Genomic DNA, 14,340 nt, shown 5'->3' with positions numbered 1-14,340 from the left:
TTGCCCGACATCCACCGCGCTCCTACTGTACGCGGCGTGCGAAACGTTCAGTTGACCCCGGTTCCCGGGCCCTACAAGCCGCGATTCCACGTGCGAATCGTGACGGCCGCCTCCCTGTTCGACGGGCATGACGCGGCCATCAATGTCATGCGCCGGCTGATGCAGTCCTCGGGCGCCGAAATCATCCACCTGGGACACAACCGCTCGGTCTCCGAGATTGTCGACTGCGCCATCCAGGAGGACGTCCAGGGCATCGCCATCACCTCCTACCAGGGAGGCCACGTCGAGTTCTTCAAGTACATGATCGACCTGCTGAAGCAGCGCGGGGCGAACATCAAGGTCTTCGGCGGAGGTGGCGGCACCATCCTCCCCACGGAAATCGATGAACTGCATGCCTACGGCGTGACGCGCATCTACTCCCCGGACGACGGCCGCTCCATGGGCCTGCAGGGGATGATCGACCACCTCATCCAGGAGTGTGACTTCGAGAAGCGCCCCGCGGACTACGGGCCCGCCGTCGCGGCCATGCCGGTGCGCGACTCGATGAAGATCGCCTCGCTCATCACCATCGCGGAGAACTTCGCGAGCGCGGGAGATGCGCTGCGCGACGCGATGACAAAGCTGAGCGCGAAGCAGCCGCGCGTGCCCGTGCTGGGCATCACCGGCACCGGTGGCGCAGGCAAGTCCAGCCTCGTGGACGAGCTGGTGCGCCGCTTCCTCACGGACTTCCCGGACAAGACGCTGGCGGTGCTCTCCGTGGACCCGTCGAAGCGCAAGTCGGGCGGCGCGCTCCTGGGCGACCGCATCCGGATGAACGCCATCGACAACCCGCGCGTGTACATGCGCTCCATGGCGACGCGGCAGAGCAACCTCGCGCTGTCCAAGCACGTGGGTGACTCCATCGAGGTGTGCAAGGCCGCGGGCTTCGACCTCATCGTGGTGGAGACCTCCGGCATCGGTCAGTCCGACACGGAGATCATCGAGCACTCGGACGTGTCGCTGTACGTGATGACGGCCGAGTACGGCGCGGCGACGCAGCTCGAGAAGATCGACATGCTCGACTTCGCGGACGTCATCGCCATCAACAAGTTCGACAAGCGCGGCTCGCTGGACGCGCTGCGCGACGTGCGCAAGCAGTGGAAGCGCAACCACAACGCGTTCACCACGGCGGATGACTCGGTGCCCGTGTACGGCACCATCGCCTCGCAGTTCAATGACCCGGGGATGAACCAGCTCTACCGGGCCATCGTCGACACGGTGGTCCGCAAGACGGGCGCTCCGCTCCAGTCGCACCAGGAGGCGACGCCGGGCATGAGCGAGAAGAAGTGGATCATCCCGCCCGAGCGCACCCGTTACCTCGCCGAGATTGTCGAGACGTGCGAGGCGTACGACAAGTTCGCGCGCTCGCAGGCGGCGGTGGCCCGGCGGATGTATCAGCTCCACGGCACCATCGAGGCGCTGCGGCAGAACGTCGGCAAGAAGCGCCTGGAGATCGTCGAGCCCAAGGACACCTCCGACGTGGTGCACGTCACCGAGCGCGTCGAGGGCGAGCCCGCGTACCTGAGCGAGCTGGTGGAGCTCTACAAGGACCTGGAGTCCCGCCTGGACCCCGACTGCCGTCGGCTGCTGACGGAGTGGCCCGCGACGAAGCGGCGCTACGCGGCGTCCAAGTACCAGTACCAGGTGCGCGACAAGGTCATCGAGCTGGACCTGTTCACCGAGTCGCTGTCGCACCTGCGCATCCCGAAGATCGCCCTGCCCCGCTACGAGGACTGGGGCGACATCCTCATCTGGCTGTTGAGGGAGAACGCGCCGGGCGCGTACCCGTTCACCTCCGGCGTCTTCCCACTCAAGCGCGAGGGCGAGGACCCGGCGCGCATGTTCGCGGGTGAAGGTGGCCCGGAGCGCACCAACAAGCGATTCCACTACGTGTCTCGTGGGCTCCCCGCGAAGCGCCTGTCCACGGCGTTCGACTCCGTCACGCTGTACGGTGAGGACCCGGACCACCGGCCGGACATCTACGGCAAGGTGGGCAACTCCGGCGTGTCCATCGCCAACGTGGACGACGCGAAGAAGCTCTATTCGGGCTTCGACCTGGCGGACCCCGCGACGTCGGTGTCGATGACCATCAACGGCCCCGCGCCGATGCTGCTCGGGTTCTTCCTGAACGCGGCGGTGGACCAGCAGTGCGAGAAGTGGATTCGCGCCAACAACAAGGTCGACGAGGTCGAACAGAAGATCGATGCGCTCTACCAGGAGCGTGGCGTGCCCCGGCCCCGGTACCAGGGCGACCTGCCGCAGGGGAGTGACGGACTGGGCCTGCTGCTGCTCGGCGTCTCGGGTGACGAGGTGCTGCCTCGTGACGTCTACGAGAAGATCCGCGCGGCGACGCTCCAGCAGGTGCGTGGCACGGTGCAGGCGGACATCCTGAAGGAGGACCAGGCGCAGAACACCTGCATCTTCTCCACGGAGTTCGCGCTGCGGGTGATGGGCGACATCCAGCAGTACTTCACCGACAAGAAGGTGAGGAACTTCTACTCGGTGTCCATCTCCGGCTACCACATCGCGGAGGCAGGGGCGAACCCCATCTCCCAGCTCGCCTTCACGCTGGCCAACGGCTTCACCTTCGTCGAGTACTACCTGTCGCGCGGGATGCACATCGACGACTTCGCGCCCAACCTCTCGTTCTTCTTCTCGAACGGAATGGACCCGGAGTACGCGGTGCTGGGCCGCGTGGCGCGCCGCATCTGGGCCAAGGCCATCCGCGACAAGTACGGCGGCAATGACCGCTCGCAGAAGCTGAAGTACCACATCCAGACGTCGGGCCGTTCCCTGCACGCGCAGGAGATTGCCTTCAACGACATCCGGACCACGCTCCAGGCGTTGCTGGCGCTCAACGACAACTGCAACTCGTTGCACACCAACGCGTACGACGAGGCCATCACCACGCCCACGGAGGAGAGCGTGCGGCGCGCGCTCGCCATCCAGCTCATCATCAACAAGGAGTTCGGGCTCTCCAAGAACGAGAACCCCAACCAGGGCGCGTTCATCATCGATGAGCTGACGGACCTGGTGGAGGCGGCGGTGCTCACGGAGTTCCGCGCCATCTCCGAGCGCGGCGGCGTGCTGGGCGCGATGGAGCGCATGTACCAGCGGTCCAAGATTCAAGAGGAGTCGCTGTACTACGAGATGCAGAAGCACGACGGGACGCTTCCCATCATCGGGGTGAACACGTTCCTGGACCCGAAGGGCTCTCCGACGGTGACGCCGCCTGAAGTGATTCGCGCGACGAAGGAGGAGAAGGACTACTCCATCACCGCGCGGGACGCCTTCTGGAAGCGCAACGCGGCCACGGCTCCGGCGGCGCTGGAGGCCGTGAAGCAGGCGGCGCTCGACAATGGCAACATCTTCTCCGCGCTGATGGACGCCTGTAAGGTCTGCACCCTTGGCCAGCTCTCCCGCGCACTGTACGAGGTGGGCGGGCAGTACCGGCGGAACATGTAGTGTCACCGGGCCCACGGACGTGAGCGAGGGGCTGGTGCGTTCATGGCACTTGCCCTAGCGTCGACCCACCATTCCCTTGGGGGGTCGAACGCCATGAATCAACCCCAGCTCCTCGCCAGTCTGACGCGGTACATCGCCGAAGAGATTCTCGAAGGTGACGCGGAGGACCTCCTGCCCTCCACCCCGCTGCTCGAGCTGGGCATCCTGAACTCGCTCGAGACAGCCCGAATGATGACCTTCATCGAAAAGCAGTACGGCATCACCGTGCCCGCCGACGCGATGCGGGTCGAGAACCTCTCGACGCTGTCCGCAATCGCAGACATGGTCTACGCCTGCGCCCAGACCCAGCCGTCGTAGCGTCACCGCGCGGCTGTCAGCCTCTTGTCTTCTGGCCCTCCAGCAGCGCACGGACCTGCTCGTCCGTGAGCTGCTCGAGCAGGTCGAGCTTCCCCGCGAGCGCTTCGAGGTCCTCCCCCGGCACGTCGGGCTTCGCCGCAGGCGTCGCGGGTCTATCAAACCAGTACCGACTGCGTTGGAAGCAGCTCGTCGGGAGCACCACCTTGTCGTGCGGTTGGTCTCGATAGAACTCCGACCACGCGACTTCGGCTCCCGAAGCCACGAGGCCCGCGAGGCTCTCAAGGAGCGCTGTCCTGTCATCGTCCGGGGCGCGCAGGCTGGGGAACCAGGACCGCTCGGACGTGGGACGAACGCGCTTTCCCAGGGCCGTCCAGCCCGCCCCTGGGCCCACGTCCAGATATCCATCCACACCCTGCCCGGCCAACGCGTCCAGCGCGGCGACCCATTGAACGGGAGTTCCCGAGGGCCCTCGCCAGGACTCCGCTCCCGGGGACTCCACTCCCTTTCCCGTGAGCACGGACAGCCACGGGACACGGGGCCGCTCGTGCACTTTCGAGCGCGCCGCCGCTGCTACGGCCTCGCGTGCCGCGCTCCAGGCCGTCGTGGTGATGGCGTGAGGCGTGTCTCGCAATCTGGCGCGGCTCCCCTGCTGGAGCAGCTCCGCCTGCACTGCTTCGATGGCGGCACGCGCTCCAGAGAGGACTCCGTTCCCCTCACCGTCGAGCCCCAGCAGGCACACTTCCGGGAACCGCTGGAGCAACTCCGAGAGGTGCTCTGGCCGCTCGATGGTCAGCTCGGAGCCTGGAGCAGCACGCTCTAGCTGCTCGCCCAGCGTCGCCACGAGCTTCATCCCCTCTTCCCAGGAGAGCACACCCGCGGCACAGGCCGCCGCGTACTCCCCCGCGCCGACGCCCACCACCGCCGACGGCGCGACGCCCCACGCCCGCCACAGATGCACCAAGCCACACTGCACCGCGTACATCCCCGGAAGCGAGTGGCCCGGTGCCGGTGCGCGTGAAGCCGCGCCTCGCGCGAGGAAGAGCGCTGGGACGAGTGGACGGCCCAGCGCGACCTCACAGCGCAGGACCGCTTCCCGGAAGACAGGCTCGGACTCGAAGAGTCTCCGCCCCCAACCCTGCCAGTCCTGTTCCCAACCCCCGAACAAGAACGCCAAGCGGGGCCGCTGCCTCCCGGAGCCAGCCCATACGCCGGGAGTCTCCTCCCCTTGCACGAAGCCCGTGAGCCGTTGGCGGGCCTCTTCGTCGCTCGACGCCATGACGGCGACCCGGTGGGGAAATGCGACCCGGCCCGTGTTGGCCGTGAAGCAGACGTCGGGGAACGAAGGCCGGTGCGCCGCCGCCGTCGAGAAGTGCTCCACGTAGCGCCTCGCCAGGTCATGAAGCGCTGGCGCGGAGCGGGCCGATAGCAGCAGGAGCCGCGGTGTCGAAGCGACGTCCGCCGGTGTGGCTTCGACGAGCGGAGCCTCTTCGATGAGGACGTGCGCGTTCGTCCCGTTGAAGCCGAACGCAGTCACCCCGGCGATTCGCCGCTTCGACCCTCGCGCCCAGCGCCTCCGCTCCCTGGGCACGACGACGGGCAGCGCATCCCAGCGGATGTTGGGATTGGGCGTCTCCAGATTCAAGTGCGCGGGGATCTCCTCGTGCTGAAGCGCGAGGACGACCTTGATGATGCCCGCCACGCCCGCGGCGCCCTCGGTATGACCGATGTTGGTCTTCACGGAGCCGACGACCACCGGGTCCTCCCGCGAATGCGCGGGCCCGAAGACGCGGCCCAGCGCCTCCATCTCGATGGGGTCCCCGATGGCCGTGCCGGTGCCGTGCGCCTCCAGGTAGCCCACCTGCTCGGGCTCCACGCCTCCGGACTTCAGGGCCGCGCGCATCACCTTCGCCAGCGCGTTGCCGTTGGGGACCGTCAGCCCGCTCGACTGACCGCTGTGATTGGTCGCCGAGCCTCGCAACAACGCCAGAATCGGGTCCCTGTCCGCGACCGCATCCGACAGCCGCTTGAGCGCGAGCATCCCGCAGCCCTCGCCCCGCACGAAGCCATCCGCCGAAGCGTCGAACGTGCTGCAACGCCCCTTCACGGAGAGCATGCGCATCGCGCAGTTCACCACGGACGTGAGCGGCGACAGGATGAGGCTGATGCCGCCGGCAAGGGCCAGGTCACACTCGCGGGTCCGCAGGCTCTGACAGGCCAGGTGCACGGTCACCAGTGACGACGAGCAGGCCGCGTCCACGGCCATCGTCGGACCCTGCAGCCCCAGGCTGTAGGCCAGTCTCCCGGCCGCGACGCTCAACCCCGAACCAGAAGCAGTGTGGAGATCGATCTGCGTCGCATCCGTCATCAGGTGCGAGAAGTCCTCGTTCATCATCCCGACGAAGACCCCCGTGGAGCTGCCCTTGAGGTCCGTCGCCGAGAGGCCCGCGCGCTCCAGCGCCTCCCAGGTGACTTCCAGGAGCAGCCGCTGGTGTGGATCCATCCGGGCCGCTTCTCGAGGGGAGATGCCGAAAAACTGGGGGTCGAAGTCCTCCACTCCTCGGACGAAGGCACCGTGCCGCGTGTACATCTTCCCCGGCGTCCCTGGCGTCGGGTCGTAGTACGCGTCGACATCCCAGCGTGAGGACGGAATGGGAGCGATGGCGTCCCTCCCCTCCCGCAACAACTCCCAGAAAGCCTCCGGGGTGTCCGCGCCTCCTGGGAACCGCAGGCCCATTCCAATGATGGCGATGGGCTCGCTCAGCGCCAGCGCCAGCTTCGACTCGAGCTTGCGCGCCAGCAGCGCCAGCTTGAGCGGCGGCAGGTCGGAGATGCGGGGAGTGGAATCCGTCGTCATGGTGTCCTCGCGAAGGTCGACTCAGCGGCGGCGGCGCAGCAGGTCCTGGACGTCGCCATCGGCCAGGTCGTCCACATCGGACAAGAGCGCTTCCAGGTCCTGGTCCTCGACGACCTCTCTGGAGGGAGCGGCTTCCTCCCGGAGGCCCAGCACCTCCACCGCCAGATGGTCCACGAGCGCGTGGACAGTGGGGTTGTCGAAGGCAACTGTCGCTGACAACGAGACGCCCAGGCTTCGCTGGAGGACGTTGCGAAGCTCCACGGACATCAGCGAGTCCATGCCCAGATCGAAGAAGCCCTGGCCCGGGTCCAACGCCTCCGTCAGCGGCCGTCCCAGCACGCCGTTCACCAGGCCCCCCACGTGCGCGCGCAATTCAGCGCGGCGCTCGGCGGGAGGGAAACGCGCCAGCTTCGCTCGGAGGTCTTCGCTCGCGGCCGGACTCGCCTCCGTGATGAAGCCCTCGTACAACGTGGAGCGGCCCCGCCGCCCGAGCACGGCCCAGTCCACTGGCAGGATTCCAAGCTGTCCCCCCAGTCCCAGAGCCTGCTCGAACACCTGCAACCCGTCCGCCGGAGGAATCACGCCGAAGCCCAGTTGCTCCATGCGCCGCTGGAGTTGCGCGTCAGCGGCGGCGCCCACCTCGGCCCAGGCGCCCCAGTCGAGGCTCAAGCCGGGCAGCCCCACGGAACGACGCAGGTGGGCCAGTGAGTCCAGGAACGCATTGGCGGCCACGTAGTTCGCCTGACCGGCGGAGCCAATCATCGAAGCCGCCGAGGAGAAGAGGACGAAGAAGTCGAGCGATGCCCCCTGGAACACGCGGTGCAGATTCCATCCGCCGGAGACCTTGGCGGCGAACACGCTGGCGAAGCGCTCGGGAGTCATTTGCATCAGCAACCCGTCGTCGATGACGCCCGCGGCATGCACCACGCCACGGATGGGCGGCTGCCGTCCCTCGAGCCCACCCAATGCGCGCTCCAACTCGGAGGCCACGGACACGTCGCAGGCGAGCGTCTGGACATCCACGCCCCGCTCCACCAGCACCGCCAGCCGCGCGCGCGCCTCCACGCTCGGGGCCTTGCGTCCGAGCAGGACGAGATGTCGCGCCCCTCGCTCCACCAGTCGCTCCGCCACGGCGAGCCCCAACCCACCGAGCCCTCCCGTGACGAGGTAGCTCGCATCCGGACGCAGCGAGGCTTCGGGCTCGCCGCTCGACAACTTCAGCCGACGGCTGCGCACCAGTCGAGGCACGCGGCGACTGTTGCCCCGTAGGGCCACCTCCTCCTCCATGCTCGCGCCGAGGAGCTCGTCGTGGAGCTGTTCCACCTCGTGCTCCGGAGCATTCGAGTCCAGGTCCACGCGGCGGCACTGAAGCTCCGGATGTTCGCGCGCAATCGCCTTGCCGAGCCCCCAGAGAACGGCTCCGGCCGGACCGGAGACCGACTCTCCCTCCACGGCGGCCTGCGTCCCGCGCGTCACCAGCCAGAGCGATGTCGTCGTCCCCTTCGGGACTCGCACGAGGGCCTGGACCAGCTCCAGCACCCGCGTGCCGTGCGCCAGGGCCGCCCCGGGCACCTCGGTCCCCGTGCCCGTACCGTCCAGGCTCCAGAGGTCGATGACATGCACCGGCGCCCCGGCTTCGCGCATCGCGAGGAGCGCTTCGGCCCGCTCACGGTCGAGGCCATGGCCCCGCGCGCCAGCGTCCACCGTCACCACACGCCAGCCACGCCCCTGAAGGCGCTCCGCGAGACGACGTCCCACCCCTGTCCCATCCGTGAGGATGAGGCAGCGGGGAACGACCTCCGCGTTGAGAGAGAGCCCCTCGGACGAAGCCCTGGACGACGCCACCGACGGACCGTCCCGCCACTCCAGCTCATAGAGCCAGTTCTGCAAGCGCTTGCTCCTTGCTCCCAGGAATCCCTCGCGGCCGACACGCTGGAGTCTCAGCCGCTCCACGACCGCCACGAGGTCGCCCTCCTCGTTGAACAACTCCAGGTCACACGTGTAGCCGGGCCCCTTCGAGTCCTCGCCACGCGTCATCCGCGCGTGAGCCCAGACCTCACGGACACCCGCCACCCGCACCTGGACTCTTCCGACTCCGACGGGGAGCCAGGCGGCGTCCCCCTCCTCCTCCAGGACGGCACCCACCATCTGGAAGCAGGCATCCAGGAGCGCGGGCGCGAGGACATAGCGCTCCGCATCCGCCAGGGCCGCACCGGACAGGGCGAGCTTGCCCAGGACCTCGCTCCCACCGCGCCACAGTCCCCGAATCGCGCGGAAGCTGGGGCCATAGGCGAGGCCCGCGCGGCCCAGCTTCTCGTAATAGCCATCCACGGCCACTTCGGTGTCGAGCGCGGTCCGGAGCGCCTGGACGTCGACACGTCCTCCCGACTCTCGCGCCGCAGCGGAGAGCTTGCCGTGGGCATGCAGGGTCCATGACGGCTCGGCTTCGCCGCCGTGCGCCTCCTGGCTGAAGATCTCGAACCTCCCCGCGCGCTCACCCTCGGGCGTGTAGAGCAGGTGCACGCGGCGCTCCCCTTCATCGGGAAGGAAGAGGGGCTGGGAGAAGCCGAGCTCGTCGACGACACCTCCCTCCGCGCCGAAGAGCGCCAGGCCCGCGGCGAGCCCCATCTCCACGTAGGCCGCGCCCGGCACGACGACCTGCCCGTAGACGGCATGGTCCCGGAGGAAGGCCGGCGTCGCGGGCCCCAACGAGGACTCGAACTGTTGCACCCGGGCCGGCGAGGCCTGTCGATTCCCCAGGAGCGGGTGGACGCCCGCGGCGCTCCGGGCGCGCACGCCCTGACGATCCCAACCCGTGCCAGCCAGCTCCATCCAGTGCCTCTTCCGCTGGAAGGGGTATCCCGGCAGCGCGACCTTGCGCCGCTCCCGCCCCTCGTCCAGCCCGTGCCACTTCACCGTCGCACCCGCCCCGTAGAGGGCAGCGAGCCCCTCCAACATCTGACGCCAGTCCGAGCGCTCCGGCCGCAGGCTCGCCACCCAGAGCGTCCCCTCCCCCGCGACACACTCCTGTCCCATCGCCGCGAGGGTCGGCTTGGGCCCCACTTCCAGGAAGGCCGTGACTCCAGCCCTGCTCAGCGTCTCCATGCTCCGTGCGAACCTCACGGGCCCTCGGAGCTGCTCCACCCAGTACCGGGGTTCCATCAGCTCCGGACCCGCCTCGTGGCCGCTCACGTTGGAGATGAGCGGGATGGCCGGTGGCTGAAGCCGGACCTTGGCCACCTCGCGCGAATACGCGTCGAGGATGGGGTCCATCAGGGCCGAATGGAATGCGTGGGACACCCGCAGCGGAGAGCCGCGCTTGCCCCGCTTGTTCAGCTCGCCAAGGCAGTCACTCACCGCGCCCTCGCGGCCCGAGATGACGACGCTGCGCGGACCATTGAGCGCCGCGATGGAGACCTGTCCCGCGTACCGGGGCAGCAACTCCTCCACCAGCGCCGGGTCCGCGGAGACAGCGGCCATCGCGCCCCCCGAGGGAAGCGACTGCATCAGCCGCGCGCGCGCCGCGACGAGTTGAAGTCCCTCCTCCAACGTGAAGACGTCGGCCACGCACGCCGCCACCAACTCACCGACCGAGTGCCCCATCACGAAGTCCGGGACGATGCCCCACGCCATCCACGTCCGTGCCAGCGCGTACTCGAGCGCGAACAGCGCCGGCTGCGTGTTGCCAGTCGCATCCAGTCGCGCGCGGGCGAGGTCGTCGCGCGCGGACGGGTACAGCAGCTCCAGGAGCGACTGTCCCATCAGGGGCGCCAACACCTCGTCACAGCGCAGCAGCGTCTGACGGAAGACGGGCTCGGTCCGGAAGAGCTCCTCTCCCATCCCGAGCCGCTGCGAGCCCTGCCCCGTGAACAGGAAGGCGATGCGCGGCGCGCCCCCGACACGCGGCACCGGCGGCGGCGCGTCACGTCCCGCGAGGAACGTCTGGAGCTGCTCGCGCAGGCCCTCCCGCGTCTCCCCGAGGACGGCGAGGCGGTGCTGGAAGTGGGTGCGCCCGGTGTTCGCGGTGAAGCAGATGTCCTCCAGTGGCTGGGCGGCCAGCTCGGCTCCACCGAGGGCCTCCTCGTAGCGCAGCGCGAGCGCACCCAGCGCCTCCTGACTCCGGGCCGACAACGCCAGGAGGTGGACGGGCCTCGGGAACGCCTCCGGTGCCCTGGGCGGCTCGGGCGGCGCTTGCTCGACGAGGACATGGGCGTTGACGCCGCTGAGCCCGAACCCGCTGGTTCCCGCGACCCGGGGCCCCGCGGGCCACGCCGTCAGTTGCGTGGGAATCCGGAGCCGCAGCTGGTCCCAGTCGATGGCCGGGCTGGGATGACGGAAATGGAGATGCGGCGGTATCTCGCCATGGCGCAGCGACAGCGCGACCTTGATGAGGCCCGCGGCGCCGGCGGCGGACTCCAGGTGGCCCAGGTTCGTCTTCACCGAGCCGACGATGAGCGGCTCCTCCGCGCTTCGCCCCACACCGAGCACCGCATCGAGGGCCCGCAGCTCGATGGGGTCTCCCAGCGGTGTCCCCGTCCCATGCGCTTCCACGTAGCGCACGTCCGAAGGCGAAAGGCCCGCGGACTTCAGCGCCTTGCGCAAGAGCTTCTCCTGCGCGGGACCGTGGGGCACCGTCAGGCCCCCGCTGGGCCCGTCATGGTTCACCGCCGAGCCCCGGATGACGGCGTGGATGCGGTCCTTGTCCCGCAGCGCGTCCGAGAGGCGCTTGAGCACCAGGACGCCGCACCCCTCGCCACGCCCGTACCCGTTGGCGGACGCATCGAAGGTCTTCGAGCGCCCATCCGGCGCCAGCGCCCGCATCTTGGACAGGACGATGTTGTTGTCCGGATGCAGGATGAGATTCACGCCCCCGGCCAGCGCCAGCGAGCACTCGCCCTGGCGCAATGCCTGACATGCGAGGTGGGCCGAGACGAGCGCGGAGGAGCACGCCGTCGCGACCACCATGGACGGGCCCTGCAATCCTAATACATACGAGACGCGCCCCGCCGAGAAGCTCAGCTCGTTCCCGGTCCCCATGTAGGGGAGGTCCCGGGTCGGCAGCGCGTTGAAGGGGACGCGCCCGTAGTCGCTGCTGAGGAAGCCGACGTACACCCCCGTGTCACTTCCGGCCAGCGAGCCCGGCGCAATCCCAGCGTCCTCCAGGGACTCCCAGGCAACCTCCAGCATCAACCGCTGCTGGGGGTCGACGTAGCTCGCCTCGCGGGGCGACAGCCCGAAGAACTCGCAGTCGAACGCGGCGATGGGCTGTGAGAGGAAGCCCCCCTCGCGGACGGTCATCTTCCACGCGGCGTCGGGGTCCTCGGCGTAATAGGCCCCCGCGTCCCAGCGGTCCGCGGGCACCGGCCCCACCGCGTCGACTCCCGCGCGAAGCAGCTCCCAATACCGCCCCGGGGTGTCCGCCCCCCCGGGGAAGCGGCACCCCATGCCGATGATGGCGATGGGCTCCGAGCGCGCATGCTCCAGGCCCTCCACCCTCGCCCGGAGGGTCTTGATGGCCAGGGCCGCCCGCTGCAGGGGCGTCATCTCCTCCGGTGGGGAGGACGTCGAGTCGTTGGACATCGCCGGGGCCTAGTGGGAGGAGGCGACGCGCTGCGCGGGGCCCGGGCTCACGGCGGGCGTGGCCCCCAGACGGGACCAGTCGAGCTTGCCCAACTGCGCGGCCATCTTCAGGTCGATGATGCGCTGGCGCTCCGTCCGGTCGAGCACGAGGCTCAGGTGTCGAGCGCCCTCGTGGATGACCCAGCCCCACTCCATGAACCGCGCGAGCATCACCTCGAGGTCCGCCTCCGCCAGTGGGCCCCCCTCGCGCCCCTCGTTCACCTTCGCGAGCGCGGCCCGAGGGCTCTGGATGGAGTCCAGGGCCTTCAACAGCCGGATGCCATCCGGCGATATCTCCGTCTCCCGCGACGTCCCGTCCCGCGTGTCCAGCACGTGGGACACACCGTGGACGGTCTTCAACTCCAGCGTCACGCCCCGGCTGAACCCGTCGCGCCACTCCTCGGTCCGCTTCAACGTGTCCTGGAGGTAGACCATCGGGTCGATGTCGCCCTCGAGGTCGTAGTCGAAGTAGTAGGCGATGCGCCGGCGCTCCTCGGCGGGCAGCGCGGCGTAGACATAGTCATACGCCCACTTCTGGCGCACGTTCTTGAGGTTGTATTTCTCGGGCGTCTTCCAATACGGCGCGAACCGGTCCATGCGGATGCGCCCGCATCCTCCGGGCGGAGGCAGATGGACCAGGGAGGGAATCAGCCGGGCCATCTCCGCGTACTCCTCGGGCGCCTCGCCCGGGAACCCGAAGAGGATGTTCCAGTTGACGTTGATGTCGAACTCCTCGCACCACTTGATGAGCTGGATGTTCTGCAGGCGCGTGGTGCCTTTGTCCATCAGCTCCAGGATGGGCGTGCTCAGGCTCTCGATGCCGGGCTGCAATTCGGTGACGCCCCCGGCGACCATCAGCTCCAACTGGTCCTTCCGGAGGTTGCTCTTCGTCTCATAGAACATCGTGATTTCATCCCCCTGCTCGATGAGCGCGGGGAACACCGACTTGATGTATTTCAGGTCCAGGATGTTGTCGGCCATCATGAAGAAGTTGAAGCCGTAGCGCCCCGCCAGCGTGCGCAGCTCTTTGACGAAGAGACCCGGGTTCTTGCTCCGGTACGCCATGCCGGAGCCGTTGAGGCCGCAGAAGGTGCAGTGCGATTTGGCCCCCCACCAGCAGCCCCGAGACGACTCCGCCGTCAGGTTGGCGCGCTTGGCCATCGGCATGTCCTTGATGGCCTCGAAGTAGTGGTCGAAGTCCGGCATCGGCAGCGAGTCCATGTCCTCAATCTGCGGCGCGGCCACGTAGCGGGGCTGGGGGCGTCCTCCCTTGCGCTCCAGTACGTTCTTGACCAGGTCGACGATGACGCCTTCGCCCTCTCCGGACACGACGTGGTCCATGAAGGGGAAGTTGTCCGCGAGCGCCTTGCCCATGTCGGCCTCGCAGTTGGCGCCCCCCATGATGAGCGTCAGCTCCTCGCGCGGGAGCAGCCGGCGCAGCTCCTTCGCCAGCGCGAGCGAGGCGACGCTCTGCTGGAAAGTCGAGGTGAAGCCGATGACGCGCGGCTTGTCCTTGAGGATCTCCTGGGCCCACTGTCTGACGATGCGAGGACTGTCTTCACGCAGCGCGCGAATCAGCTCGCGGGCGCGACCCCAGTGCAACGCCTGCTCACGCCGGGCTCCGCCCGAGGTGGCGCCCTCCGTGTGCTGCTTCACCTCCAGCAGCGGCGTCAGGAGATCCGCGTACTCCTCCCAGTTCGAGGCCGCGTCTCCCCACAGCGCCGGAGCGAAGACCATCTCTCCCAGCAGCAGGTCGGGAGAGGCCGGCAGGAAGGCCATCTCCCCCGCGAGGATCTCCGGAGGCGTGGCATAGGAGAGGTAGTAGTAGAGCTCCCAGCCAATCTGTCGCATGAACTGGACGTTGAGGTAGCTGACATCCGCCTGGATGCCACTATTGCGCAGCACGCCTATCAGCGTGCTCACCCCCAGCGCGGGCTGGTGTTCGGGGAGGAAGGGAGCGACGACGAAGCGGACCTGAACGGAATCACCAGACACATTCCACTCCT

5 protein-coding genes are annotated in these 14,340 nt (G+C 68.3%); 2 read left to right on the top strand and 3 right to left on the bottom strand.

Going from position 1 to position 14,340, the window contains the following annotated elements; translation table 11 throughout:
- The first annotated feature begins 36 nt into the window (after positions 1-36).
- Together G4D83_RS11125 and G4D83_RS11120 are read left to right on the top strand one after the other, a co-directional pair.
- A complete protein-coding gene (locus G4D83_RS11125; RefSeq protein WP_163864664.1) occupies positions 37-3,504 on the top strand; it encodes a methylmalonyl-CoA mutase family protein in 3,468 nt (1,155 codons plus the stop codon).
- 93 nt (positions 3,505-3,597) lie between these two features.
- Complete coding sequence (locus G4D83_RS11120) at positions 3,598-3,861, top strand: acyl carrier protein (protein WP_163864663.1); 264 nt, start codon at positions 3,598-3,600, stop codon at positions 3,859-3,861.
- 16 nt (positions 3,862-3,877) lie between these two features.
- Here G4D83_RS11120 and G4D83_RS11115 read toward each other — a convergent pair whose 3' ends face one another.
- The 3 genes from G4D83_RS11115 to G4D83_RS11105 are packed head-to-tail and all read right to left on the bottom strand — an operon-like array spanning position 3,878 to position 14,329.
- Entirely contained in the window at positions 3,878-6,715 is a 2,838-nt protein-coding gene (locus G4D83_RS11115) for a type I polyketide synthase (RefSeq protein ID WP_163864662.1), read from the bottom strand.
- A 21-nt stretch (positions 6,716-6,736) separates the two neighbouring features.
- Complete coding sequence (locus tag G4D83_RS11110; protein WP_163864661.1) at positions 6,737-12,295, bottom strand: type I polyketide synthase; 5,559 nt, start codon at positions 12,293-12,295, stop codon at positions 6,737-6,739.
- A 9-nt stretch (positions 12,296-12,304) separates the two neighbouring features.
- Entirely contained in the window at positions 12,305-14,329 is a 2,025-nt protein-coding gene (locus G4D83_RS11105) for a RiPP maturation radical SAM C-methyltransferase (protein ID WP_163864660.1), read from the bottom strand.
- Positions 14,330-14,340 lie beyond the last annotated feature (11 nt).

It is taken from the genome of Myxococcus eversor (genome assembly GCF_010894455.1).
In the GTDB taxonomy this organism is placed as follows: domain Bacteria; phylum Myxococcota; class Myxococcia; order Myxococcales; family Myxococcaceae; genus Myxococcus; species Myxococcus eversor.
Note: the sequence above shows the minus strand (reverse complement) of the source record. Positions and strands in the feature narration are given on the sequence as shown.

What these genes read in the sequence shown, in the direction of transcription:
- G4D83_RS11120 (WP_163864663.1), top strand. Translation starts at nt 3,598, where the DNA reads ATGAATCAACCCCAGCTCCTCGCCAGTCTGACGCGGTACATCGCCGAA.
- G4D83_RS11115 (WP_163864662.1), bottom strand. Translation starts at nt 6,715, where the DNA reads ATGACGACGGATTCCACTCCCCGCATCTCCGACCTGCCGCCGCTCAAG.
- G4D83_RS11110 (WP_163864661.1), bottom strand. Translation starts at nt 12,295, where the DNA reads ATGTCCAACGACTCGACGTCCTCCCCACCGGAGGAGATGACGCCCCTG.